This is a genomic window from Enterocloster clostridioformis, from assembly GCF_020297485.1.
Classification (GTDB): Bacteria; Bacillota; Clostridia; order Lachnospirales; family Lachnospiraceae; genus Enterocloster; species Enterocloster clostridioformis.
On the sequence record NZ_JAIWZC010000001.1, the window covers coordinates 3,353,414 to 3,377,803 of the forward strand.

24 protein-coding genes are annotated in these 24,390 nt (G+C 52.2%); 1 reads left to right on the forward strand and 23 read right to left on the reverse strand.

Annotated features, from left to right (window positions below; genetic code table 11):
• The 9 genes from LA360_RS16945 to LA360_RS16985 all read right to left on the reverse strand — a co-directional run bounded on the left by LA360_RS16945 (window position 1) and on the right by LA360_RS16985 (window position 9,715).
• Entirely contained in the window at window positions 1–1,566 is a 1,566-nt protein-coding gene (locus LA360_RS16945) for a Ppx/GppA phosphatase family protein (RefSeq protein ID WP_022200445.1), read from the reverse strand.
• A gap of 116 nt (window positions 1,567–1,682) precedes the next feature.
• Window positions 1,683–2,951 carry an ATP-binding protein gene (locus tag LA360_RS16950; protein ID WP_112481420.1) on the reverse strand — a complete coding sequence of 423 codons (1,269 nt, stop codon included), beginning with the start codon at window positions 2,949–2,951 and terminating at the stop codon, window positions 1,683–1,685.
• A 16-nt stretch (window positions 2,952–2,967) separates the two neighbouring features.
• Window positions 2,968–4,104, reverse strand: coding sequence for a bifunctional chorismate mutase/prephenate dehydratase (locus LA360_RS16955; RefSeq protein ID WP_112481421.1), 1,137 nt, complete (start codon window positions 4,102–4,104; stop codon window positions 2,968–2,970).
• A gap of 2 nt (window positions 4,105–4,106) precedes the next feature.
• A complete protein-coding gene (locus LA360_RS16960) occupies window positions 4,107–4,859 on the reverse strand; it encodes a lysophospholipid acyltransferase family protein (RefSeq protein WP_022200442.1) in 753 nt (250 codons plus the stop codon).
• A gap of 105 nt (window positions 4,860–4,964) precedes the next feature.
• Window positions 4,965–5,468, reverse strand: a complete 504-nt coding sequence (locus LA360_RS16965; protein ID WP_022200441.1) for a putative ABC transporter permease — start codon at window positions 5,466–5,468, stop codon at window positions 4,965–4,967.
• A 103-nt stretch (window positions 5,469–5,571) separates the two neighbouring features.
• Window positions 5,572–7,104: a cardiolipin synthase gene (gene cls / locus LA360_RS16970; RefSeq protein WP_022200440.1), complete on the reverse strand. Its 1,533-nt coding sequence runs from the start codon at window positions 7,102–7,104 to the stop codon at window positions 5,572–5,574.
• 15 nt (window positions 7,105–7,119) lie between these two features.
• Complete coding sequence (locus LA360_RS16975; RefSeq protein WP_057571372.1) at window positions 7,120–7,629, reverse strand: type IV pilin protein; 510 nt, start codon at window positions 7,627–7,629, stop codon at window positions 7,120–7,122.
• Window positions 7,613–7,969 carry a type II secretion system protein gene (locus LA360_RS16980; protein WP_002586823.1) on the reverse strand — a complete coding sequence of 119 codons (357 nt, stop codon included), beginning with the start codon at window positions 7,967–7,969 and terminating at the stop codon, window positions 7,613–7,615. The genes LA360_RS16975 and LA360_RS16980 overlap by 17 nt, the downstream gene beginning before the upstream one ends.
• A 39-nt stretch (window positions 7,970–8,008) precedes the next feature.
• The gene (locus LA360_RS16985) at window positions 8,009–9,715 is read right to left on the reverse strand and encodes a GspE/PulE family protein (RefSeq protein ID WP_089775961.1); all 1,707 of its coding nucleotides are present in this window, start codon (window positions 9,713–9,715) and stop codon (window positions 8,009–8,011) included.
• A gap of 72 nt (window positions 9,716–9,787) precedes the next feature.
• Between LA360_RS16985 and LA360_RS16990 the strand changes: the two genes are divergently transcribed.
• Window positions 9,788–10,543 carry a prepilin peptidase gene (locus tag LA360_RS16990; RefSeq protein ID WP_002586821.1) on the forward strand — a complete coding sequence of 252 codons (756 nt, stop codon included), beginning with the start codon at window positions 9,788–9,790 and terminating at the stop codon, window positions 10,541–10,543.
• A 24-nt stretch (window positions 10,544–10,567) separates the two neighbouring features.
• Here LA360_RS16990 and LA360_RS16995 read toward each other — a convergent pair whose 3' ends face one another.
• The 14 genes from LA360_RS16995 to LA360_RS17060 form a co-directional block, all read right to left on the reverse strand.
• Window positions 10,568–11,341 carry a hypothetical protein gene (locus tag LA360_RS16995; RefSeq protein ID WP_112481422.1) on the reverse strand — a complete coding sequence of 258 codons (774 nt, stop codon included), beginning with the start codon at window positions 11,339–11,341 and terminating at the stop codon, window positions 10,568–10,570.
• The gene (locus tag LA360_RS17000) at window positions 11,338–11,505 is read right to left on the reverse strand and encodes a hypothetical protein (RefSeq protein WP_225537591.1); all 168 of its coding nucleotides are present in this window, start codon (window positions 11,503–11,505) and stop codon (window positions 11,338–11,340) included. The genes LA360_RS16995 and LA360_RS17000 overlap by 4 nt, the downstream gene beginning before the upstream one ends.
• A 233-nt stretch (window positions 11,506–11,738) precedes the next feature.
• Window positions 11,739–12,008 carry a type II secretion system protein gene (locus tag LA360_RS17005; protein ID WP_225537592.1) on the reverse strand — a complete coding sequence of 90 codons (270 nt, stop codon included), beginning with the start codon at window positions 12,006–12,008 and terminating at the stop codon, window positions 11,739–11,741.
• A gap of 13 nt (window positions 12,009–12,021) precedes the next feature.
• Complete coding sequence (locus tag LA360_RS17010) at window positions 12,022–12,354, reverse strand: type IV pilus modification PilV family protein (protein WP_022200435.1); 333 nt, start codon at window positions 12,352–12,354, stop codon at window positions 12,022–12,024.
• A complete protein-coding gene (locus LA360_RS17015) occupies window positions 12,338–12,973 on the reverse strand; it encodes a chromo domain-containing protein (protein WP_022200434.1) in 636 nt (211 codons plus the stop codon). The genes LA360_RS17010 and LA360_RS17015 overlap by 17 nt, the downstream gene beginning before the upstream one ends.
• A complete protein-coding gene (locus tag LA360_RS17020; protein ID WP_022200433.1) occupies window positions 12,960–14,417 on the reverse strand; it encodes a hypothetical protein in 1,458 nt (485 codons plus the stop codon). Before LA360_RS17020 ends, LA360_RS17015 begins: the two co-directional genes overlap by 14 nt.
• 10 nt (window positions 14,418–14,427) lie before the next feature.
• A complete protein-coding gene (locus LA360_RS17025) occupies window positions 14,428–15,618 on the reverse strand; it encodes a type II secretion system F family protein (RefSeq protein ID WP_057571375.1) in 1,191 nt (396 codons plus the stop codon).
• A gap of 101 nt (window positions 15,619–15,719) precedes the next feature.
• Entirely contained in the window at window positions 15,720–15,899 is a 180-nt protein-coding gene (locus LA360_RS17030) for a DUF4250 domain-containing protein (protein WP_002576758.1), read from the reverse strand.
• A gap of 311 nt (window positions 15,900–16,210) precedes the next feature.
• Window positions 16,211–18,802: an ATP-dependent chaperone ClpB gene (clpB, locus tag LA360_RS17035; RefSeq protein WP_022203048.1), complete on the reverse strand. Its 2,592-nt coding sequence runs from the start codon at window positions 18,800–18,802 to the stop codon at window positions 16,211–16,213.
• Window positions 18,803–19,017: 215 nt separating this feature from the next.
• Window positions 19,018–19,851 (reverse strand): hypothetical protein, encoded by an 834-nt coding sequence (locus LA360_RS17040; protein ID WP_022203049.1) that lies wholly within the window; start codon window positions 19,849–19,851, stop codon window positions 19,018–19,020.
• Window positions 19,852–19,994: 143 nt separating this feature from the next.
• Window positions 19,995–20,828: a purine-nucleoside phosphorylase gene (locus LA360_RS17045; RefSeq protein ID WP_022203050.1), complete on the reverse strand. Its 834-nt coding sequence runs from the start codon at window positions 20,826–20,828 to the stop codon at window positions 19,995–19,997.
• 74 nt (window positions 20,829–20,902) lie between these two features.
• The gene (locus LA360_RS17050) at window positions 20,903–21,925 is read right to left on the reverse strand and encodes a hypothetical protein (RefSeq protein WP_022203051.1); all 1,023 of its coding nucleotides are present in this window, start codon (window positions 21,923–21,925) and stop codon (window positions 20,903–20,905) included.
• Between the two features lie 414 nt (window positions 21,926–22,339).
• A complete protein-coding gene (locus LA360_RS17055; protein ID WP_022203052.1) occupies window positions 22,340–23,704 on the reverse strand; it encodes a polysaccharide deacetylase family protein in 1,365 nt (454 codons plus the stop codon).
• Window positions 23,701–24,279 (reverse strand): HD domain-containing protein, encoded by a 579-nt coding sequence (locus LA360_RS17060; protein WP_022203053.1) that lies wholly within the window; start codon window positions 24,277–24,279, stop codon window positions 23,701–23,703. The genes LA360_RS17055 and LA360_RS17060 overlap by 4 nt, the downstream gene beginning before the upstream one ends.
• Window positions 24,280–24,390: the final 111 nt, after the last annotated feature.

A 24,390-nucleotide genomic window follows, 5' to 3' on the forward strand; every position in this document is an offset into this window, starting at 1 on the left:
CTACACCCTCCTTTTCTGTCTGAGTATCGGCCTTATGCCAAATATCTCTTCAAAGAAATCCGCCTTCTGTTCAAAGGATGCGGCTTCCAACGCCATATTTCCCGGATAACCGGTGGTGATTACCAGTTCATTTTCCCGGATAGCCATGCGGCAGTCCACCAGCTTTCCCCTGTGGCTGCGGTCCATGGAATTGGCCAGACGCAGGATGGCTGTCAGCTTGGCAATGAGGATGGTGATGGCGTTGCGGCTCATTCCTGCATCCTCCTCCTGATGTACCTGGGTCTCCAGCTGTACCTTGTCATAATCGAAATCACGGATATTATACCGCACCACATTGGCGATGATTTCCCGCTCCAGATGACTCAGGCCGATGATTTCCGTGGACATGATGATGTTATAGGAGCATTCGTTGGAATTCCTTATGCTTATAAACTTTCCGCAGGCATGGAGCAGCACCGCAATCTGAAGCATCAGCCGCTCCCGCTGTCCCAGTCCGTGGAACTTCTTCATGTTGTCAAAAATACCCAGGGCATACTGTTCCAGCACCTGATTATGGCTGGTATGGCACTTGTAGCGCTTTGCAATGTTCCTGGACGCAGCCAGGATATCGTTCTCGAAATTGTGGCTGAACTTGACCAGCTTGTTCTCGTTGGCATATTCCGCCGCAATACCGTCACAGAGGCGGATACCGGGCACCCAGAACATTTCAGCGCCCGTCAGCTCCAGAATCCGTTTGTATACCACCACACTTGGCAGAAGCAGGGATGCGTACTCGCTGTTGACCCCAAAGCGCTCCTCGATCTGATCCGTTGTCATCTGGCACATGCGCTCGTAGAAACGGTTCATAGCGGCCGCGTCCACCTTATCCCCGCAGGTATTAAGGTCCGGCCTGTTGATGATATAGAGGATATTTTCCCCAATACCAATGAGATTTGTGATTTCCCTGTCCTTCAGGTACATCTTGCGGAAGGTAAACAGTTCATTGTCCACAATCTCCTCTATATGCTGCTTGTGTTCTTCCACGGTAGCCGGTATCCTGGCCAGCAGCCCCCTTACGCGAAGGGTGCCCAGGGGCAGGTTTTGGGTGGTCACCAGGGAATCCTTGTCAAAAAGGGACAGCTGCGCGCTTCCGAATCCCACATCCACGATGGCGGTCCCCTTTTGAATGATTTTATTAAATTCTGCTGCCTTGGCAGCTATGGCCTTATAGCTGATGAACCGCTGCTCTGAATTACTGATGATGCGCACAGTCAGCCCTGTCCTCACCCGGATCTGGTCCAGGATTATCTGGCGGTTGTGCGCCTCCCTCATGGCGCTGGTTGCATATGCCCTGTAGTCCCTTACCTTATAGGACTTCATAATCTGGACAAACTCCTCCAGTACCTGGCACATCTCCTCCACCAGCCCATAGCTTATCTTGCCTGTGCTGTAGGTATCTCTTCCAAGAGCTATTACATGGCGTACATGGTCAATACGCTGGATTCCTGTCTTATAGGACATCTCATAGATACCCAGCTCCAGCTCAAATGAACCCACATCAATCGCCGCAAATGTCCGAACTGCCACTTTTTTTCAACTCCTTATAGGTAGACTCATGGTTATTATAAACGGCCTCCTCCCATCATACATCGAAAGGCGGTAAAAACTATGTAAAATTTGCGTAAAGCAGGGACGCAAATAACCTACCGCCTTGCCTTCAGATGGGTTATGAACTGTGCGGCCGTTCTTCCCGACAAACCTCCGTGGCTCAGCTCCCACTTGTTGGCCTCGGCAAAGAGCTCCTGCTCCGGCATATCAAAGCCATGGCGATCCGCCAGCGTTTTTACTATGGTCTCAAACTGTCTCTTATCCGGCGAGCCGTAATAGATGGTTACCCCGAACCTGGCTGCCAGAGACAGCTTTTCCTGCACCGTGTCGTTGTTGTGAAGCTCGTCGTCCAGCTCCCGCTTGTCGCTGAACTTCTCACGGATAAGGTGGCGGCGGTTGGAGGTTGCATAGATAAGCACGTTGCCCGGGCGCTTGCCCAGTCCTCCCTCTAAAATCGCCTTCAGATATTTATACTCAAGTTCATAATCTTCAAATGAAAGGTCGTCCATATAAATGATGAACTTGTAATTTCTGTCCTTAATCTGCCCCAGCACATCGGACAGCCCCTTAAACTGATGCTTATATACCTCAATGATGCGCAGACCCCTGCCATAATATTCATTGAGCACCGCCTTGACGCTGGAGGACTTGCCGGTTCCCGCGTCTCCAAAGAGGAGTACGTTGTTGGCTTCCTTTCCGTCCACAAAGGCTTCTGTATTCTCTATGAGTTTCTGCTTCTGAAGTTCATAGCCCACTATGTCCTTAAAATATATATGCTCCACATTGATGATGGGATCTATGATGACAGGCTGGCCTTCCTCCTTCTCGATGATGCGGAACGCCTTATTGAGCCCGAATTTTCCTACGCCGAATTCCCTGTAGAATTCCACCACATGGTCCTGGAACTGCCCTGCGTCCGCGGATTCCTCCAGCTGCACTGCCAGGTTCACAATCCTGTTTCTGACCCGCCGGTTAAATACACGGCTGTCCTTCCTGGCCGGCTTATAATTTTCCATAAGGGCCCACAGGCCGGAGGGTTCCAGGTTTCGTATGTCGTAATCAAACAGGGCCTTGAAGATACGGCAGTCCTCCCTGGCCAGTTCATCCAGGGAGCCGCCTGCCGGCCCTGTTATCTCGCATGTGGTAGTGTATGCATTTTCATTGTTTGCCAGACAGAAGGCCAGGAAACAATGCCAGAGGTTTCCCTCAAATCCGTACTTAACAGCCAGCTCCGCAAGGCGTCCTCCGCAGGACGCGCCGTCAGGCTCATGGCCTCCCTGTGCGTATCCCATCAGATGGGCGATATCACGAAACAGCTCCTGGTACTCCAGGTTCCTATATATTACTAAATCTTTGATATCCATGATCTTCCCTGCCTCCCTAATAATTTCCCAAAATCCTCATGCTGACTGCTTCCTCGGAGATTCCTAACAGCGCGTTGCGGATTGCCGGGTCGCTCAGCGACCCCTCCACGTCCACGAAGAACCTGTATTCCCAGCTGCGTCCCTCTATGGGGCGGGATTCTATCATAAGCATGTTCACATCGTTGTAAATAAAATTTCCCAGCATATTGTACAGGGATCCGCTCTTATGTAAACCTTCAAAACAGATGCTTACCTTTCCCGCGTCCTTCCTGTACATGGGCTTCCTGGCAACGATAATGAACCTGGTGGTATTGTTCTTATTGTTGTTAATGGAGGATTCCAGTACCTTAAGGCCGTAAAGCGCTCCTGCTGTGGGACTGGCCACGGCTGCCTGGGATATATCCCCCTCTTCCAGCACTTTCTTGGCTGCCCCGGCTGTATTCTCCACGCTTATCTGGCTCCACTGCCTGTGGGCGCCCAGATACCCGGAACACTGCATCAGTCCCTGGGGATGGGAATACACCCGCCTGATATCCTCAAGCGAGGCTTCCGGCAGGCCTAAAAGCGCGTGGTCCACCGCCACCTTTGTCTCGGCCACAATGTATATGTCATGCTTCAGCAGATTATCGTAGTTGTCAATCACGGCCCCAGCCAGGGAATTTTCAATGGGAAGCACTCCATAGTCAGCCCTTCCCTCCTCCACCTCTATCATGGCATCCTCAAAGACCGGGACATGGTATACATCGGCATCTTCGCCAAAATACTGGAGGGCGGCCCTGTGGCCGTAGGCCCCCTTCACGCCCTGGTAGACAACCCGCACGCCTTCCCGCTTCAGCTCGTCCACCATGGTAAAGCCGGTATCCCCGCCCTTGCCGTGCTCTGCCAGAAGACGGTACTGGAGCCTGCGGCTGATGGTTATAATCTGTGAAAAGAGCTCGTGTACTCCCTTCCTGTTAAATTCATTGCGGGCCATGGCGGCCACCGCGTCCAGCTTCTGCTTTTCCCGCTGCCCGTCGTAAACAGCCTTTCCCGTTCCAATCTTAAATTCAGCCACCTGGCCGCAAAGCTCCATCCGCTTCTCAAACAGTTCCACCAGCCTGGTGTCTATCTCATCCAGCCGGCCCCTGATTTCCTGTAAATCCAGATTCTCCATGGTTATTTATCCTGCTCCTGTCCTTCCTTCATATCTTTCAGCATACCTGCTATAACGTCCCTTGTATATGCCCCGGGAAACTTACGTTCTTCAGCCGGGAGCTCCTTAATATAGATAGGTGTTCCATAGCGTATGCACACATGGCTGGGCTTTACGAAGGGCAGGTGCTGTTCAAATATCTCCGCCGTACCTGTGATGGCCACCGGTATGACAGGGCATCCGCTTTTCTGCGCAATCTTCAGGCTTCCCTCATGGAAAGGCAGAAGCCCGGTCAGCTCCTGATTCTCATTACGGGTACCCTCCGGAAATATCCATATGGATACGCCGGATTTTACCTTCTCGATGCCCTCCAGGATGGTCTTCAGTCCCTCTTTTATGTCCACGCGGTCCAAAAACAGACAATTGACCCTCTGCATCCAGGTGCGCAGAAGGGGGATCTTTAACATCTCCTTCTTAGCCACGAACCCGGTCAGCCCCGGAACCGTCACATAGCCTACCAGTATGTCAAAATAGCTCCTGTGGTTCCCCACATAGAGGACAGCCCTGTCTGACGGTATGTTCTCCAGCCCCTGCACCTCGTATGTAACGCCTGCCAGCTTCAATATAAAGCGGAACACCCCCTGAATCTTGCTGAGACTTTTTTCCTGGACTCCCACAGGATCCTTTTTGGCCCTGAGTCTGAGCATGGTCAGTACCGGCACGGAAAAAATCAGGTACAGTACGACCGTCATGGCCACCAATATGATACGTATCATTGTCTTCTCCTTTATATATCCATATTTATATGTCAAGAAATGTTTATTTTTCATTATATCAAAAAGGACGGCTTAAATACAATACCCCGCAACCAGGTTTGTCATTTAATCGCCGCCCTTGGGCTTTGTGAGATATTCAAACAGGAGACCCGTCATAAACCAGAGTGGTGCGAACTTGAGCCGTATGACCCCGCCCACATTGTCGGGCCACAGGGAGTAGTTCCATGGGCAGATTCCCATGCTGGTCAGCCATATGCCGGTTATATACTCCGCAATAAAAATCAGCACCATATAAACCAGTCCGTGGCGTATGGCCCGCCCGGCACGGCTGAGCCTGTCCTGCCCCGCGTCCTCCAGTCCCGGAAGCCCGGTAAGCCAGCTGTCGATAAACCGGCTTATGGGAAACAGGAGCGCCCCCATGCCGTAGATGGGAAACATAATAAGGGAGGTGCGGCCTATCAGCCGCCAGTCCCCGGCCATAATGGAGTCCACAGAGGTAAACATGACCTCCAGGCACCATCCTGCGATTCCGCATCTGCAAAAGTTAAGGAATAATTCATATATTTTATTTTCGTGGTCGATTTGTCCTGTCTGCGCTCTCATAGCCATTAGTATGAGCCTGAGCGGCTGCCTTCTATTCGCGGACAGCTGCTTTTCCAGAACTTTCCGTGTTCCCCGGGCAGGGTTTCCCGGAGCTGCCGGGCTGCGGAGGCTACAATAGCGGGGACAGGAGCCGGCTGGACTGTTCCTTTATGCGCATCCACAAGTTTCTGTCCCCATACTCTTCCCTGGTGATTTCCCGGCAGTGGGGCAGGTCATTCATAAACGCCTCTTCCAGCTGGCCTGTGACTTCCTCGTCATAAATGGTGGCATTGACCTCAAAATTCAGTTCAAAGCTTCGTATATCCATGTTAGCTGTTCCATAGCAGCTCACCCTTCCGTCTACCATGATGCCCTTGGAGTGGAGGAAGCCGTTTTCATACACATAAACCCTGGCCCCATAATCCAGAAGCTCCCCTGCATAGGAGCAGGTGGCCCAGTACACAAAGGGGTGGTCCGGCTTGCAGGGAATCATCAGCCGCACATCCACACCTGAAAGGGCCGCAATCTTAAGACTGGAAAATATGGCGTCATCCGGTATGAAATAAGGGGTCTGTATATAGATATGGTGCTTTGCCTTGTGAAACAGCTCCAGGTAGTTATTCCGTATATGGGGCTCCCTGGTATCCGGTCCGCTGGTGATAATCTGCATGCAGACCATCTCGCTTACATGCTCCGGGTCCGGCCAGACAGCATGGATCTGGCCGTTCAGCCACCGCCTGGCATACTCTGCTTCCTCCCCAAAGTACCGGATTTCCTTAAACAGGTTCTCCCCTGTCACGTAGTTCCAGTCCAGCGCAAAGCGAATCTGAAGACTGATGGCTGCCTCCCCCTTTATTTCCAGGTGGGTATCACGCCAGTAGCCAAACTTAGGATCACGGGATATATATTCCCGGCCTATATTGAAGCCTCCCACAAAACCCGTGGCGCCGTCCACCACCACGATTTTACGGTGGTTGCGGTAATTCACCCTCAGATTCAGCCATCCCAAAAAGGGAGGGAAGAATACCCCTACCTTAATCCCGGCGCGGCGCATCTGGTCCCAACGCTTCTTCGGCATGAAGCGGCCTCCCATGCCGTCGCACAGGATTCTCACTTCCACACCTTCCCTTACCTTATCCAGAAGAATGGGGACAATGGAGTCAAACAGTTCATCGTTCTTGATGATATAGTACTGGATGTGGATAAACCGGCGGGCCTGGCGCAGGGCGTTTCTCAGGGCTTCAAATTTTGCCTGTCCGTCTGTGTATATCTGTACCTGGTTGTTCACGGTGAGCACGGATCCCGATGTTTCCAGATTATAGATAATCAGGCTCTTAAAATCCCTGGACATGGGGTCCATCATTTCCTCCGGCATGTCGTCGGAGCGGATGATATCCTCCTGGCTTTTGACCGGCAGGTTCAGCCTGTCGCTGACTTCCTTCACCCGGAACATCCTGCTCTTTTTCATATCCTGGCCAAAGAGCAGGTAAAAGACGATTCCGAACACCGGGATGAAATACAGGGCCAGAAGCCAGGTCCATACACTTCTTGGGTCCCTGCGCTGAAAAAATATGATAATAATAGAAAATGCCAGGTTGATATACAGCAGATGGTCCAGCAGCCATCCCCATACCGTCAATACCGTACTCCAGATTATTTCCATTCTACAGCCTCTCTCCTAGTTTTCCGCTTCCGTTATATTTCCTTCCTCGTCAATGTTCAGTTTCACAGTGCCGTACCGGTTTCCATATTCCAGATAGCTCAGACGTCCTGTGCCCAGGTCCACCTTCACGGAGACAATTCTGGCCTCCTTCTGTCCTCCGGAAATATAATCCTTTAACGGACTGTCGGGATTGCTGAGATCCAGACTCATAAGCCTGAGTAGCTTTGGGGCTGCCAGCGTCCCCCTTTCCCTCTCGTCATTCAGGTAACGCTGGACCGCATCCACACAAATCTGGGCCTCTGTTTTTGCCGCTGCCTCATGGGCAGCGTTAATAAAGCTCATCATATTAGGCACCGCGATACACAGCAGTATGGACAGGATTGCGACCACCGCAATCAGTTCCACCAGGGTAAACGCGGAATTTTTCTTTTTCTTCATGTCCTTTTTCCTCATTTTCCATTTCCCGCCGTAAGCCGCCGATAATGGCTCATTGTACCACATGCGGGGCTTAATTTCCAGACTCAATCTTGCCCTCACCGGTATCGCCGTAATAATAAGCCTTATACGTCCTTCCGTTTATCTGGCCTTCCCAGTAGGCACTGTTACTATCTTTGTCAAAATGGTACTCCTCTTTCTCAGAGTTCTTTAAGACACCCGCATCTAACATGTCCTGCTGCGCCTTTCCCAGGGTATAATTCGACCTGGCATTGGTTATGGCTACCTGTTCCGCTGATTTGTCCTGGATTCCCCGGTAGGAGGGCACTGCTATTGCCACCAGTATTCCCAGTATGGCAATGACACAGATTAGTTCCACCAGCGTAAATCCTTCCGTTCTCTTTTTTCCCTTTTTCATATGTATGCTCATTATCATGACTCCTCTTTTCTTTTGTACGATTGGGGCCCCCTACTGGACGGAATACAGCATTTTCTCAACCTCCTCCATATCGGTCTGTCCGCCCGCAGCCATCCTCAGGACATGATCCCTGAGAGGCATGGAGCCTTTCTGCTCCTGGTATTCACGGATGGATGAAAGCGGCTCCTTATCAAGTATCATGGCCCTGATCTGTTCATCCACATCCATTATCTCATAGACCGCTGTCCTTCTGGTATACCCTGTACCGCCGCAAAGAGGACAGCCCGCAGCTCTCCACAGTCTGTCCGGAATATGTTTCTTCCGCTCCGCGAATATCCTGCGCTCCCGCTCATCCGGAACGTAGGGTTGGCGGCAGCTGGGACAGAGCAGCTTTACCAGCCTCTGGGCCACGATGCCGGACAGGGAAGCCGCTGCCATATAAGGAGGGACTCCCATGTTGCGAAGTCTGTGGATTGTGGAAGCGCAGTCATTGGTGTGAAGGGTGGACAGAACCAGATGCCCTGTAATAGCTGCCCTTACTCCGATGTCCACTGTCTCCTCATCCCTCATTTCACCTACCATGATCACGTCCGGGTCCTGCCTTAGGATGGAGCGCAGGGCAGACGCAAATGTAAGGCCGGCTTTGGAATTTACCTGGACCTGGGTAATTCCCTCCATGACCTTCTCTGCCGGGTCCTCCACCGTGACTATGTTGATTTTCTTTTTCACCATTCGGTTTAAGGCAGCGTACAGGGTTGTTGTTTTTCCGCTTCCCGTGGGACCTGTCACCAGGACCATACCGTGAGGCGCCTTAAGGATATGTTCAAATGCGGTTCTCTGTTCTTCCTCCATACCCAGGCGCCTTATATCCATCAGTGAGTTGTCCCTGTCATTTCCCAAAAGCCTGAGAACTGCCTTTTCACCATAGATAGAGGGCAGAGTGGAGATTCTCAGGTCCGTGGACACCTCACCCCGCTCATAGTGGTATTTTCCATCCTGCGGAAGACGTTTTTCCGCAATGTCCATGCCGGCCATCAGCTTAAGCCTGGTTATCATGGGACGGTGGAATTCCATTTTAAGTGTAGTATGGACCATCAGGTCTCCGTTGATTCTGATGCGGATGACCAGATCGTTCTTTCCCGGCTCCACATGAATGTCGCTGGCATTTTTATGAAAGGCTTCCTCGATGACCGCATTGACCATGCGCACCACGGGAGCGCTTTCCACCCGCTCCATGAAGGACAGTTCAGAAACAGAGCCTCCCGGCGCTGCGCCAGGTTCCGTCATTGAAACATATGCATTCTCCCCGTATACATGCTCCGGCGCATTGCCATAGGCTTTTCTAAGCGCCTGCTTCAGCTCCTTCTCCTGCGCCAGCACTGCCCTTACCTCCATGCCGGACAGGGTTTCCAACTCTGCCAGCACATCGGGAGACACCGGATAGGCTGCTGCCACCATAAGACATTCCTCTTCAAATCTCATGGGAAGAATCCGGTTCCTCACGGCAAAGGACGGCTCAATCACGGCGGCTGCCTTGCGGTCAGCCCTGAGAGGGCCGAAAGGCGCCACCTCCATATGGTCCCTGGCAGCCGCGCAGGACAGAAGATCTGCCTCTGTAACATAACCGAACTCTGTCAGTATTTCCTCAATGGAGCTGTCCGGCCTTCCCTCCTTAAGACGCATGGCGCGGTCCAGTTGTCCCCGGGTCAGATATCCCCTGTCAATCAGCATGTTTTCTATGGGTATTTTATCTGGCACTGTTGTCTCCTCTCCCTTCCATATGGTATACTTTCGCCAGACAGCAGATTATTATGAAAGCGAGGTAATACCATGGTTTTTATCTATTTAGTATTTTACGGACTGTTCGGCGCAGTGACAGGCAGTTTTCTGAATGTCTGTATCCTGCGCATACCTGAAAACCAAAATTTCGTAACCGGGCGTTCCCACTGTTCTGCCTGCGGCCATGTGCTGGCTTTTTACGATATGGTTCCCGTTCTGTCCTGGTTATTCCTAAAGGGCCGGTGCCGGTATTGCAGGGCCCCTGTTTCCATACAATATCCGGCTGTGGAGCTTCTCACCGCATCTGCCTTCATCCTGTGCCTCCTGTCAAAAGGGCCAGGTATGGGTTCAGCCATTATGTGCATGTTTTCCGGTATTCTCATTACAGCCGCGTTTATAGACGCACGGCATATGTATATACCTGACGGCATCCATGTCCTGATTTTGCTGCTGTCCTGTATCTCACTGGCAGCCGGATCCGCTCCCTCCCTTATGAACCGGCTGGGCGGCTCCCTTCTCACAGGCGGTTTCCTGGCTCTTGTGAATCTGCTTAGCCGCGGCGGCGTTGGCTGGGGTGACGTAAAGCTCTTTGCTGCCAGCGGTCTGCTGATAGGCGCCGCTCCTGCCATGACAGCCCTTCTGATGGGCTATGTCACAGCGGGACTCTGGTATGCTGTTCCCCTTTTGCGGGGAAGAGTTGGCCGAAAGACACAGATACCCATGGCACCGTTTTTTGCAGTGTCCCTGATGATATGCGGCCTTTGGTTCCGCCAGCTGCTCCTGTGGTATCTGGGCTTTTTCCGTTAACGGATGACGCCCTTCTTCTCATGGTCAGCTGCCCTCATAATAGCGGTATACGCCGTTTCCGTTCAGATAAACTTTCACTTCCGGGCCGTCCCCTCCGCTGGACCGGTACGGTTTGCGAATGACCATCACGGATCCGTCCCTGCCGTCAAATACAATGTCCGCCATCAGGGAAAAGCTGTAACCGCTGCTTACCACCCTGGTATGGACCGTGGCCAGGGATTTAAGGGGTTGCGCTGTCAATGTAATGTCAATTGTGGTGGGGCTGTCTGCCGCAGGAGCCTCCGCTGCGTCATCATCTATGACGTCGGAATCCTCTGAAACTCCTTTTCCACGGACCACATATTCCTTGTTTCCCAGCGCGTGGTACAGATACCGTTCCCAGCGAATTTCTTCCTCTGCGGCCGTGTCCTCCTCTGTAGCCATGTCTTCCTCCAAAGAAGAAGCTTCTGCCTTAAGTTCTCCGTCCTCTTCTTCCTCAGCCTCCTCCTCGTCCATCATCTCGTCAAATTCTTCCCTTAACCTGTCGCAGTCCTCCTGGAAGCTCTGCCAGATCAGGTTCATGGCCGGGGACTCCCCACTGCTTACTGCCTCGCAGAATGAACGGTGAATGGTCTTGGAGGAAAGCTGGGCTTCCATATAGCGCCTGCTGTTCAGGGCAGCTTTCATATTGTACCGGGAAATGGCCATATAACCGCCGGACAGCACAGTCAAAAGCGTCATGAGCAGGACCACATACATAAGGCTGCTTCCCCGGGTATGTCCATTATACTCTCTTTCTGTTCTTCCCCTGTCCATCATGTCCTGCCTTCCCCATCCATGGTATAACCATACATGGAACCGATGACCGCCTTCTGTTCATATATAACATCCCCGTCCCTCTTCACCTTTATGCTCACCCTGGCCCGGGTATTCTCTGTTCCGCTAAAATCCAGCTCTAATTCCATACCGTCCATCTTTGTCACATCCAGCTCCTCCGCAGAGATACTGGGCCAGTCCTCCACCGGCGGCAGTTCCTCATAATATGACCCGCCCTCCTCCAGATCAGGAATCTCCTGTCTGTTCCTTACGTAGTAGTATAACTCGATTTTAATAAGTTTACATTATTATCCTGAAAACCAAGGGAAACGTGCGCCCAAAGCACGGACACGTAAGCCAAGAAATCAGATTACTACCAATGCTTAAATTGTAAGCTTATTTAAATCGAGTTATAGTAGGATATCACGCCTGTATCCCGGTAGTCGCAGAAAAACACATAGCCGTACCTCATTTTTTCCTCCATACCACGGTAGGCCTCGCCGCACATTGCCTTTGCCTGGGAAATCCGGTCCAAATCATAATACAGCTTCATCTGCGGATGGATGAAACCGGAAATAAATACAGCCAGGACAGCAGCAATGGACAGTGCCGCCACTGTCTCAATCAATGTAAATCCGCTGTTGTTCCCTGTCCCGCTTCCTTTCGCCATATCCTCCCCGCCTTTATCTGTGCCTGTAAAATGTCATATGGTTGCCGGCATCTTCCCCCGATTCGGTGATTTCATATTGTTCAAATATTTCCCGGACCTGGTTCGTCCCCTCCAGGCTGAACTCTACCGCAATGGTTTCTCCGGTAGGGTCTCCCTCTCCTTGGCCGGCCCGGGCGCTGAGGATATAATTGGACTGTTCCAGCCTCTGCTCCCTGGACATCTGGCCGGCATTAGCAGCCGTCATCATCAGAAACCCAGTACAGACAACTGCCAGGAGGGCAGTTGACACCACAACCTCAATCAGAGTGAAACCTCCTCTTGATGACCTGCTATCCGATTTCTTCATAATAATATCTGACCTCCATGATTCCTTTCATTCCCTGATACGTCCCCTGTCCGCCCTCTCCGCTCTCATACACAGCTTCCACATCCAGAAAGCTTACCAGAACACTTTTCTGTTCCCTGTATATTTCATCGGAAAATGTCATCACACCCTTTGCGTCCGGACATTCTATTTCCATGGTAATGACTGATTCCATTACCGTACCGCCGGCCGGCCCGTTTCCCGGAGCTTCCTTACCGCTGTCCTCGGGGTCATCCATTTCTGTGTCATAGGGAAAATCCGCCAAAACAGCCTCGCCTATACTCATGCGGCATATGCTTACCCCCGCCCTGGCTGCCATGGCCTGCAGGTTCCTATCCATAAATGTATCATCGATATTACGGTAGAAGAAATCTTCTTTATTCCTTAAATTCTCCCACTCATTTAGCTTCTGCTCCAGCTCATCATAATGGCTCAGGTAAAATTCCATGCCCGCCGCTTCCTGCTTCCGGCTTTCCATCAGCTCCCTGGACTTCTGGTATCCGGCGCGGCACGGCCAGATAAATACTTCCAGCGCCACAGCCCAGATGATGAGGGTGAACAATACGCCTATGAGAAAACGCTCCCTGCTACTGAGCTTCATCCTGTCCTCCTGTTCCCAGAGTTCCGTAAACAGTTGCATATACCCGGTACGTCTCCCTATCCTCTGCCCTCTTTTCCCACAGGCTGTGTCCTACCTGCCTGAAAACCCCTGAATGTTCCACCCGCTCCACGTAGGCCGGTACATCCTCAGAGCGCTCCATGGACACCACCATCTGAAGGAAAGGCCCCTCACCGTCAAAGGAAATGGATTCAATCCTCATATCCGGATCCATGGCCTCTGTAAACGCCCTGAATCCATCCATGCCCAACAGATTCTTCCCGGCTAACAGCGCCTTTGCTGTCCGGGTTTTCTCCATGTCATGCGATATTTCTCCTATTCTTTCTTCCATCTGCATGGATTTGCGGACACGGCTCTTGTACTCGGCTCCTTCCATCGCATACTCTGTCCGGGCCAATTCTTTCCCTGCCCTATGGTTGAGACAGGCGGCGTGAAGGGACAGGCCCGCGGCAGCCAATCCGTTGGCAAGCAGGAACAGGGCCCGGCCCCTGGTCATAAACGGCCCGTGACCCAGAACCGAGTTCTCTCCATCCCCATAACCCAGTTCTTCCAGTTCCAGCGCCTTTTTCTTTCCCTCCAGGGAACCTGCCACACAAACTGCCAGACATGTGGCGTCCACTGGTTCCGGCATTCTGACACAGCAGGGTATCTTGAACCTTTCGGACATATATTCCGCCGCTGCCCCGGCATCCGGAATACAGGAGGTCATGATGACCATACAATCCGGGACAGGTATGTCCGCCTCTGTGCGGCAGTCCTGTATCAGGCCTTCCACCTGCTCCGCCATCTCCTCGCAGAGCATGTCCAATGCTTCCTCCCGCAGAAAACAGCCGGCCTTAAGTCCTGTCATGCGGCATGCCAGGCAATGTCCGCCTGACAATACATAAAAGCCCATGCCTCCCTGGCTCACATCCAATAAAAGCACCCGTTCTTCCCGCCAGAGTTCCCTGGCCATAAGCGCCATACAGTCAGGCAGAACCAGGACACGGCCGCATATCATTTTCCCGTCCTCCAGCGCTTTCTTATACGCATCCAGACTGCGCTGTTCCATATAGTAAGCGGTAACAGCAGCCTTTGTCCTGCCGGCTTTAGCCCTCAGATCCAGGGCCACCGCATGATTTCCAAAGCCTGCGTCCAGCAGGGACATCTCATTGACTGCCATTCTTTTCATAGCGTTCTTCCCCGCCTTTGGAATGGTGAAGCCCATCATCTTCACATCCCGTCCAACGATCAGATTGACCCGCTTTCCTTCCATGCCGTGTTTTTCAGCCAGACGCGTCAGGGCCGATACCACATCAGGCACCGGCTCCACGAATTCCCACTCCACTATTTCCAGGCGGCGGTGGCTGCCGGAACCCGGACACCGTTTAAACCTGCCGCGGACATACCATATCCTGTCCTCTTCCAAACATATGTAATATTTCATTTTTTACCTCTTACAGCATCGACGAGTACATGTTAAAAACAGGCATCATGATGGCCATGACCACACTTCCCACCACCAGGGCAAGTATGAGAATCATGGCCGGCTCCAGAAGCGCAATCATCTGGTTGACCGCTCTGGCTGCCTCCTTTTCATAAAAGCTTCCCGCATCCTCCAGCACCATATCCAACGCACCGGATTCCTCTCCCGCTGCCACCATAGAGATGAGCACCGGCTGGAACAAATCCTGCTCCTCCAACGCCTGCGACAGCATCACGCCTCCTTTTAATCTCTCCGCGGCCTGGGCCAGCCCCTTCTCCACATATGAGTTTCCCATCACCCGGCCCACCGTGTGCATGGCATCCAGAATTCCAATCCCGCTTCCGTAGAGCACGGCAAAGGCAGATGCAAAACGGGATGTATATACGGTTCTTAAAAGTTTTCCTATGATTGGAGTATACAGTACAGCCCGGTCTGCCTGCAACCGGACGGAAGGACATTTTAGAATCCCCTTGAACAGGGCCATCAGTATCAGAATAAGCATAATGTAAAGAAACCCGTGGCTGCGGAGGCTGAAACTGAGCCTCATCATCATCCGGGTAATCCAGGGCAGTTCCTGCTCCTGCAGCATGGAGGCAAACTGCGGAAGAACCATGGTCAGCATAAATACAGCCGCCATCACGGTAATGGAAAACAATATGACCGGATAGGTCATGACCGCCCGCACCTTGCCATTTAACTCTTCCTCCCGGCCGTAGTACTCCGCCATCTTATGAAGCAGTTCATCCAGCCTTCCGCTGGACTCGCCCGTGCGCGTCATATAAATCAGCAGGTTAGGGAATACTCCCTTCATCTCTTCCATGGCTTCTGACAACGTACGCCCCTTATGAATGCTCTCCCTTAATCCGGCAAGGGCTGCTTTAAGAGTCTTATCCCTGGCAGACCCGGCACTCACTTCCAGGGCCCTGGACAGAGATACACCGGCTGTCAGCATGGCTGCTATCTGCCTGCACAGCAGCGGAAGCTGTTTCTGGTTCAATTTTGCCGGACACGCTGCGGGCGTCCTCTCCTGGGAACTGTATTCATAGCAATAGAGTCCCTGGGATTTCAGTATGACAAAAAGAGCCCTGCCGCTGTCTGCCTTCTCGGTTCCACAGTGAACTCTGCCATCTTCACTTTTCGCCTTGTATCTGTAACGCGGCATGGCTCCCTTCCCCTTTCCATAACGGATTCATATGTACAAAACCGGCTTTATCTGATATAAGTCAGACAAAGCCGGCCGCAAAACACTTATATATGATTTTCTTAACGGAAACTATTCTGAGCCGGCTCATATTGGTAGCCAATACCAGACAGTACAGATATAATCCTGGACTTATCCGCATCCAATGCCTGGCACATCTCGTCCAGAGAGCTATAATTGTCACGGAGCTGTGTGTTTACATAACTCAGCAAAATAACCGGGTCTTTTGGAATGGTACTCACAATTTCTACCTGCTTTCTATTACCTCATATTGATTCGATTAACATCAAATACCCTATATCTAGTCCTATTCCGGCTATAGGTACTCCGGCCTTCGGCAGAAACGATTATATCACCTGCAAGTAACGTTTTCAACATAAAGTTAGGGTATTTTCCCTACTTTTTTCGTCATCGCCGGAAGTTGATTGAATTATATTTCTCTATTAGAAGTATTCTGAAAAATATCTCCTATTTTATGGAAAAAATAAGGGAAAGAACCTGTTTGCGCAGATTCCCTCCCTTACCTGTATCTTCATTCCATACTTATCTAACATCATTCCACATAAGCAATCAGCCGTGTTTTGTCCTCATCCACATCTATGACAATGGTGCTTCCCTCACGGACTCCGTCGCCCAGTATGATTCTTGCCGCCAGGGTCTCCACATTCTTCTGGAGGTAACGCTTCAGGGGACGGGCACCGTATGCCGGGTCATATCCCTTATCCGTAACGAATTCCTTGGCTCCCGCCGTCAGCTCCATGGTCAGCTCCCTGTCAGCCAGACGTTTATTCAGGTCAGCCACACAGAGGTCCACGATTCTTCCGATATCCTCTCTGGTCAACGGCTTAAAGAGTATGGTCTCATCCAGACGGTTTAAGAACTCCGGCCTGAAATGGGCGCGAAGCTCATTCATCACCGCGTTTTCCACCTCCGGCCTGATGTTTCCGTTCTCATCAATTCCCTCCAGCAAATACTGGGATCCGATGTTGGAGGTCAGGATAATGATGGTATTCTTAAAGTCCACGGTCCTGCCCTGGGAATCCGTGATACGTCCATCGTCCAGTACCTGTAAGAGTACGTTAAACACGTCCGGGTGGGCCTTCTCCATCTCGTCAAACAGTACCACGCTGTATGGTTTGCGTCGCACGGCCTCTGTCAGCTGTCCTCCCTCGTCATATCCCACGTATCCTGGAGGCGCTCCGATAAGACGTGACACGGAATGTTTCTCCATGTACTCACTCATATCAATCCGCACCATGTTGGACTCGTCGTCAAACAATGCCTCTGCAAGGGCTTTGGCCAGCTCCGTCTTACCCACGCCGGTGGGCCCCAGGAACAGGAAGGATCCAATTGGCTTGGTGGGGTCCTTGATGCCTGCCTTGGAACGGATGATGGACTGGGTCACCAGCTGCACGCCTTCATCCTGGCCCACCACACGTTTGTGAAGAACCTCATCCAGATGCAGGGTCTTGCTTCTCTCGCTCTCTGTCAGCTTGGCAACCGGGATTCCGGTCCATTTGGATACGATTCTCGCAATCTCATCCTCTGATACGCTCTCCCTCACAAGACTTAAGTCCTCATTCCGGATGCGTTCCTCTTCCGCCTGCAGCTCCTTTTGAAGCTCCGGCAGCCTGCCATACTGCAGTTCCGCCGCCTTATTCAGGTCATACTTCTGCTGTGCATCCTGAATCTCCCTGTTTACGCTCTCTATCTCTTCCCTGAGGGCGGAGAGGCGGTCCACACTGGCCTTCTCATTCTCCCACTGGGCCTTTTTTGACGCAAACTCATCGTGAAGCTCTGCCAGCTCCTTCTGGAGGTCAGCCAGACGGTCCTGGCTCAGACGGTCTGTTTCCTTCTTAAGGGCTGCTTCTTCTATCTCCATCTGCATGATTTTCCTGGACATTTCATCCAGCTCCGCAGGCATGGTATCCATCTCTGTCTTAATCATGGCGCAGGCTTCATCCACCAGGTCGATGGCCTTATCCGGCAGGAAACGGTCGGTAATATACCGGTCGGACAAGGTGGCAGCGCTCACCAGGGCAGAGTCTGTTATCTTCACCCCATGGAACACCTCATAGCGCTCCTTAAGCCCCCTCAGTATGGAGATGGTATCCTCCACCGTGGGTTCATCCACCATCACCGGCTGGAACCTTCGCTCCAGCGCCGCGTCCTTCTCTATATACTGGCGGTACTCATTAAGGGTGGTGGCGCCGATACAGTGGAGTTCTCCCCTGGCTAACATGGGCTTTAACATATTGCCCGCGTCCATGGAGCCCTCTGTCTTGCCTGCCCCCACGATGGTATGCAGCTCATCGATGAACAGAATAATCTGCCCGTCGCTCTTTTTCACTTCTTCCAGCACAGCCTTCAGACGTTCCTCAAATTCACCTCTGTACTTGGCTCCTGCCACCAGGGCTCCCATATCCAGGGCAAAGAGCTTCTTATCCTTCAATCCGTCCGGAACATCCCCCCGCACGATTCTCTGGGCCAGACCTTCCACCACGGCTGTCTTGCCCACGCCGGGCTCACCGATGAGCACCGGGTTATTCTTCGTCTTACGTGATAAAATGCGGATAACATTACGGATCTCGCTGTCACGGCCGATTACCGGGTCCAGCTTCTGGTCCCTGGCGCGCTCCACCAGATCATATCCGTATTTGGCCAATGTGTCATACGTGGCCTCAGGATTATCGCTGACCACCCTCTGGTTGCCCCTTACAGTGGACAGGGCCTGAAGGAATGTCTCCCGGGTTATGTTATATAACTTAAATAACGCCTTAATATCCTTATTGGGATGCTTCAAAAGAGACAGGAACAAATGCTCCACGGATACATATTCGTCACCCATGGCCTTTGCCTCGTCCTCGCCGCTTATGAGCACCTTATTCAAATCACTGCTGATGTAAAGCTGACCGCCGCCGCTTACCTTGGGCAGACGCTCCACTGCCTGCTTTGCCTCGTTGGAGAACATATCTCCCTGTATCCCCATCTTTGTAACCAGCTTAAGAATCAGGCTGTCCTCCAGGGTCAGCAGGCTGTACAGAAGGTGCTGCTCATCAATCTGCTGGTTTCCGTATTCATATGCCAGCTTCTCGCAGTTCTGGACTGCTTCCATAGACTTCTGAGTAAATTTATTAATATTCATTGCCCATTCCCCTTTCTTCTCTGCCGCCTCTGACCAGAATGCCTGTGTGATTCCTCCGGGAGCAGCGGCTTACGGAATTGTGCTTTGTCATCTTTGTTCTAGTCGTACTATAACACATGTTGTTAGCACTGTCAAGGGTTGAGTGCTAATTTTTCAAATAAAAATGCCGCGGCACAGACGTCATTTATCTGTGGCCGCGGCCAGCTGCATATTTTTTACTTCACGCCGGTAGCTGTGATTGTCTTATCAGTAAGGGTACCCTTGTAGATAATGGTTGCGGTATCCCCTATCTTCAGTTTATCAAACATGCCTTCTTTTCCCAGGAAGGTAAACAGAGTATTCTCAGGGTCCACTGTGTCGATGACCACATAATCCGCCCCTACTTCTGCCACCTTGCCGGAAAGGGTATTGATTTTAGCATCTTCTGAATCCATGGCATCCTCAGTCACGATTTTGGTTGCCACCGGTTTGTCGGTATCGTCTTCCAGGTCCCCGTAGTAGGTCACATCCGCCTGTACGCCGGACTTGACGCCGTCCTTGGATACCTTCTGCGCAATCTTGGTGTTAAAGGTATATGTACCCTCGTCCGTGGTCAGGGTCAGTGTATTGTCATCTGCCTTCTCTATGGTTCCCGTGACAATGGCATCCTCCTCAGCGGCCGCTTCTTCTGCTGCCTCTGCCGCGGCAGATGTAACGATGTCCACTGACTTTGCCTTGGTCGTATCAGCGGAAAGCTCGCCTGCATATGCAACCTCTATCTCGTCGCCTTCCCCGATGGCATCCGCACCTTCAATCTCGGCCTCAGATACATCAAACTTCACTTCCCTGCCTGCGTCGTCCTTGACGGTAACCACCTTATCGGCTACCTCTCCCACGAAGCCATAGAAGTACTCCAGTTCCATATCATCTTCTGCTTCTGCAGATTTCTCTGTCTCTGTCTGCGCTGCTGTCGTAGTTGGGGCCGCTGTAGTTTCTTTATTGCCGGAAGAACAAGCTGTCATCCCCAATGCAAGCGCCAGGACTGCAACCGCCAAATAGTGTCTCTTCATAATAATCTCCTCTTTTCTAAATCATGCTATGTCATATGATACGCCGGGACGGGCAGCATATTCCCCCTGCTGCCGTCCACGTTACATATTACTACGAAAAACCCTATTTTACTATGTCTTTTTTTTTAATTTTTCATAAAAGTTTAGATACTCCCCATTTTTTTGATGGACTCTGATACCAGTTTTTTGAAGAGGGGAGCCATTTTATCCGATGCCTCCTGGACCTCCTGGTGGGACAGAGGCGCGTCTGTCATGCCGCAGGCCAGATTGGATATACAGGAAATACCGCATATCTTCATGCCCATGTGATTGGCCGCCACTGCCTCGCAGGCCGTACTCATGCCCACTGCATCCCCGCCCAGTATCCTGCACATCTTTACCTCATACGGACTTTCATAGGCAGGTCCTGTGAGCTGTACATAGACCCCCTCCTGTATCCTGATTCCCAGCTCAAGGGCAGTGGAACGGATGATGTCCCTCAGGTCCTCATCGTATATGTGGCTCATATCCGGGAACCTTGGTCCCAGCTCCTCCAGATTCGGCCCGATAAGGGGCGAGGGGACAAAACAGGATATCTGGTCCTTAATGAGCATGAAATCCCCTGCCCCATAATCATAATTCACTCCGCCCGCAGCATTGGTCAGAAAGAGGATTTTTGCCCCCATAAGCTTCATCAGGCGGGCAGGGAGGACCACATCTGACATGGGATAGCCCTCATAATAATGGACCCGTCCCTGCATCAGCACTGCCGGAACCCCATTTATGCGGGCAAACACAAACCTGCCCTTATGGCCGGGTACCGTGGATACGGGAAATCCCTCTATATCACGGTAATCAATGGTTCCCTGGATTTCCAGCTGCTCTGCATAGTCGCCAAGGCCGGACCCCAGCACCAGTGCCACCTTAGGTTCAAAGGGAATCTCATCCTTTATACTGTCGTAGCAGTTTCTCAGCTTGTCATACACAGGATTTGTCATATCTGTTCTCCTTTCTTACGGAAGGCTTACCCCTCCTTTATTATGTGAAGTATATCATACCTGAGCCACAGGGCTCAACCTTTAATGCGGGGCAGGCACCTTCTTCTGTGTTCCCGCCGGTTCTGCCTGTACCACGCTGCCAGAAGGGCCAGCAGTCCCACGCTTATGCCTATGAGCCCTGCCCCCACTGTTATGACAAAACCGCTGCGTACCCAGTACCAGAGATTTCCCTCCCGGCCTTCATCCTGAACCTCCGGCGCGGGTACATGGCCTGCTTCCTGAGCCGCTTCCAAAGAGGCGGGAGCAACCGGGGAAACCTGCCTGTAAACCATCTCCAGAGCATAAGTTTCCGGTTGTGTCCAGCTGAATTCCCCCTCATATGCGGCCTCATAGTCTCTGAGGAGCTTTTGGCCCCGGACCATGGCCTGACGGCACATTCTCCCCTCCTCATCCTCATACGGCTCCCCTGACCAGTCTGCATAGAGTATGCGGTACTCCATGGGAGACAGCCCCATAAACTCCAGCAGCTTCCCTCCCATGGACACACAGGTCTCCAAGACCGCATCCCCCGGTATGACCAGGGAACCTCCATGGTATTCATCCGCGCCATAGGCGTGGAAGGTGACAGGTGCCGTAAATCCATCCTTCCATTCCTCCCTTACAATCCTGCTTTCCCTCAGGAACAGGGTTCCCTCTGCCTGGCTTCCCGATACATCCTCTTTCAGGGAAATAGAGCCGGGAATCCCTTCAGCCCCTTCCACACCGGTATACACCATCTTCCGTTCCAGATGCCGGCTGGCATCCTGTCCCGGAATGGTCAATATCTCCCAGTAATCCAGCCTGTACTCCTTTCCATCGCCGTCCCAGTACCGGTCTGGCGGTTCCTGGAATTCCCCATCCTCTGCCGGCTCCACGTTCCGGGTAATCCGAATCTCCGGCCCGTATCGTCCCTCCTCCGGTTCCTGTGCCGCCATGGCCGGCGCACGGCCTGACAGCCAGAAAACAGCAGCAGCCACCACAGCAAATGCTGCCCTGCCCATTATCACCCTTAAATTTATCCGTTTTTCCAACGGTATTCTTTTTCCTCTATCTGTCATAAGCATTCCTCCCGGCTATACGCCATCTTACAAACTGCGGGAGAACAGAATACAAATCATATGAAAATGTCAATGTGCATAAATGAAAACTGCCTGCTAAAATGGGAATTACGGGTTTCAGAAGGAAACCTCGTCTCTGTGCTGATGCACAGCCAGATGTCTGAAGAAAACAATCTGTGGTCTTATTATACATAACCTGAGGACAGGAATCAAGGGCAATTTCGATATTATTCGCCTCATTATTCGCCTCATATGCAGCCGGAGAAATGCAGCTGTTCACACGGTACGTCCTCCTGGCCGATAAAAACGTTCCCCATCCCTCCCTTGACCGCGGCCGGTCAAAAAGACGGCATCCCCTCTCCTTATAGAAGGAATACCGTCCTACACTTATCTGTCAATGCACCGTCAACTGAATTACGGTCTGAACTGGCTGTACTTGTGTCCGGGAGCGATTCCTCCCCTGTAGGCCGCCAGCTCACTTACTGTCACCAGCTGATATCCCCGCGCTGTCAGCTCCGGAATCAGCACCACTGCCGCATCTGCTGTCGTACTGTAGATATCATGCATCAGTATGATGTCCCCATCCTTTACCTGGCTCAGCACGGTGTCAATGGTCCTCTGCGCATTCCTGTGCTGCCAGTCCCTGGTATCAATGGACCACATAATGGCCGGCATACCCATGGAGCCCAGCACATTGAGGGATGCCGCGTCGATATATCCCCCCGGCGGGCGCATAAGGACAGGAGATACGCCGCAGACAGCCTGGATCTTCTGGTTGGTGGAACCCACCTGGCTTACGATTCCCTCCGCACCGATTTTTGTCAGATATTTGTGGTCATGGGTGTGGTTGGCAACCTCGCATCCCTGGTCCACCATCCGCTTAATGACGCCTGCATTTGCGTTGACATTGGAGCCCAGCATGAAGAAAGTCGCCCTTCCTCCATTGGCCTGCAGGCTGTCCAGAATCCGGCCGGTCACTGATGTCTTAGGTCCGTCGTCAAATGTGAGGGCAATCATAGGTCTGGACGGGTCAATGCCATGGGAAACCACCGGGTCCGCGGGAACCCCTGCCCCCTTAGCCGTGATGGAAGCCCGTATGCCGTCCACCCTGAGACCTGCACCCTCCTGTCCGGCGGATGCGCCATTGGCTGCCCAGTCTGTCCAGGAGCCGTTCTGAAGTACTTTGTAGTATAAATCATATCCTGCCGCGCCGCTGCCAGTCAGCTCCATACGAATGGACTCCAGAGGCATGACGCCTTCCGCTCCGCCTGTCTCAGCTCCATCCTCTGCCCAGGAGAGCCATCCTGAACCGCTGAGATTCACCTGATAGCGTATTCCCACCTGCATACCGGCCGGAATATGTATCAGATTAGCCCTTATGGCCGTGACCCACGAGTTGACCGGGGCCGAACACATATTGTTATCGGCCGTGGCCGCGCTCCAGCCCTGCTGCAAAATGAAAGCGCTGTAGTTTACCTGGAGGGATTCCTGTCCCGGGACCGGCTGTACTGCCTGGCCTTCCGGCTGAGCTGCCTGCTCCTCCGGCTGAGACTCCTGGCCTTCCGGTTGAGCCTCCTGGCCTTCCGGCCGGGCTGCCTGCTCCTCCGGCTGAGCTGTCTGGCTATCGGTCTGAGCTGCCACTCCCGGCCCTGTCTGGGCTGACTTTGCCGCACCTACCCCCGTGCTGCCGGCCAATGCCGTCATTCCCTGCATACTTAAAATAATTCCGGCTGCTACGACAGCAGCCAGAATCTTTGACTTTTTCCCACATCTGATCATTCACATTCTCCTTGCATCATGTCTTTATTTGAGGAAATGATATCCTCTCCGAACACAGTCCTGCATAACATCACATATTCCTTGAAATACAGGTGGTCCTCCAACTCCTTCAGAGCATGGGCTATCCCCCAATAATACCGGGCATGCTTCCGTTTATCCTTCTCGTTAAACCGCTGCCATATGGCGTCGCCCACCACCAGATAATCTCTGGCCGTACAGCGCATGTTGCTGAGCTTGTCCCCCAGGGCCAGTATCTTAATCTCCCAGGACGCCGTGCAGAGATGCCTGACCGTACGGGTCTTTCGCTCCTGCCAGCTGCGGCTTTTATCTTCGCTCTCATCCACCACCAGGTCCGCTACCCTGGAACCAAACGCATCCTCCAGTTCTTCCCTGGTAACTCCTGCATCCTCCATAACATCATGGAGCAGGGCTGCCGCAATGATTTCCTCATCATCCGTAAAGGCGGACACAATCACTGCCGTCTCCATGGGATGCGTGATGTACGGAATCTTCGTGCCCTTTCTGAAAGCTCCCTTGTGGGCTTTATCTGCAAACGCAGCCGCTTCTCCAATCATAGGTCTTACTCCTTCTGTGATAGCATTATTTCTATTCCTTATGTACCTCTCCCTTTGATGTCAGGAATCACACCTATCATACCATATTCAGCGGATATTTTGAAGAGTATT

What these genes read in the sequence shown, in the direction of transcription:
- LA360_RS16950 (WP_112481420.1), bottom strand. Translation starts at nt 2,951, where the DNA reads ATGGATATCAAAGATTTAGTAATATATAGGAACCTGGAGTACCAGGAG.
- LA360_RS16955 (WP_112481421.1), bottom strand. Translation starts at nt 4,104, where the DNA reads ATGGAGAATCTGGATTTACAGGAAATCAGGGGCCGGCTGGATGAGATA.
- LA360_RS16960 (WP_022200442.1), bottom strand. Translation starts at nt 4,859, where the DNA reads ATGATACGTATCATATTGGTGGCCATGACGGTCGTACTGTACCTGATT.
- LA360_RS16965 (WP_022200441.1), bottom strand. Translation starts at nt 5,468, where the DNA reads ATGGCTATGAGAGCGCAGACAGGACAAATCGACCACGAAAATAAAATA.
- cls (WP_022200440.1), bottom strand. Translation starts at nt 7,104, where the DNA reads ATGGAAATAATCTGGAGTACGGTATTGACGGTATGGGGATGGCTGCTG.
- LA360_RS16980 (WP_002586823.1), bottom strand. Translation starts at nt 7,969, where the DNA reads ATGAGCATACATATGAAAAAGGGAAAAAAGAGAACGGAAGGATTTACG.
- LA360_RS16990 (WP_002586821.1), top strand. Translation starts at nt 9,788, where the DNA reads ATGGTTTTTATCTATTTAGTATTTTACGGACTGTTCGGCGCAGTGACA.
- LA360_RS16995 (WP_112481422.1), bottom strand. Translation starts at nt 11,341, where the DNA reads ATGATGGACAGGGGAAGAACAGAAAGAGAGTATAATGGACATACCCGG.
- LA360_RS17005 (WP_225537592.1), bottom strand. Translation starts at nt 12,008, where the DNA reads ATGGCGAAAGGAAGCGGGACAGGGAACAACAGCGGATTTACATTGATT.
- LA360_RS17010 (WP_022200435.1), bottom strand. Translation starts at nt 12,354, where the DNA reads ATGAAGAAATCGGATAGCAGGTCATCAAGAGGAGGTTTCACTCTGATT.
- LA360_RS17015 (WP_022200434.1), bottom strand. Translation starts at nt 12,973, where the DNA reads ATGAAGCTCAGTAGCAGGGAGCGTTTTCTCATAGGCGTATTGTTCACC.
- LA360_RS17020 (WP_022200433.1), bottom strand. Translation starts at nt 14,417, where the DNA reads ATGAAATATTACATATGTTTGGAAGAGGACAGGATATGGTATGTCCGC.
- LA360_RS17025 (WP_057571375.1), bottom strand. Translation starts at nt 15,618, where the DNA reads ATGCCGCGTTACAGATACAAGGCGAAAAGTGAAGATGGCAGAGTTCAC.
- clpB (WP_022203048.1), bottom strand. Translation starts at nt 18,802, where the DNA reads ATGAATATTAATAAATTTACTCAGAAGTCTATGGAAGCAGTCCAGAAC.
- LA360_RS17040 (WP_022203049.1), bottom strand. Translation starts at nt 19,851, where the DNA reads ATGAAGAGACACTATTTGGCGGTTGCAGTCCTGGCGCTTGCATTGGGG.
- LA360_RS17045 (WP_022203050.1), bottom strand. Translation starts at nt 20,828, where the DNA reads ATGACAAATCCTGTGTATGACAAGCTGAGAAACTGCTACGACAGTATA.
- LA360_RS17050 (WP_022203051.1), bottom strand. Translation starts at nt 21,925, where the DNA reads ATGACAGATAGAGGAAAAAGAATACCGTTGGAAAAACGGATAAATTTA.
- LA360_RS17055 (WP_022203052.1), bottom strand. Translation starts at nt 23,704, where the DNA reads ATGATCAGATGTGGGAAAAAGTCAAAGATTCTGGCTGCTGTCGTAGCA.
- LA360_RS17060 (WP_022203053.1), bottom strand. Translation starts at nt 24,279, where the DNA reads ATGATTGGAGAAGCGGCTGCGTTTGCAGATAAAGCCCACAAGGGAGCT.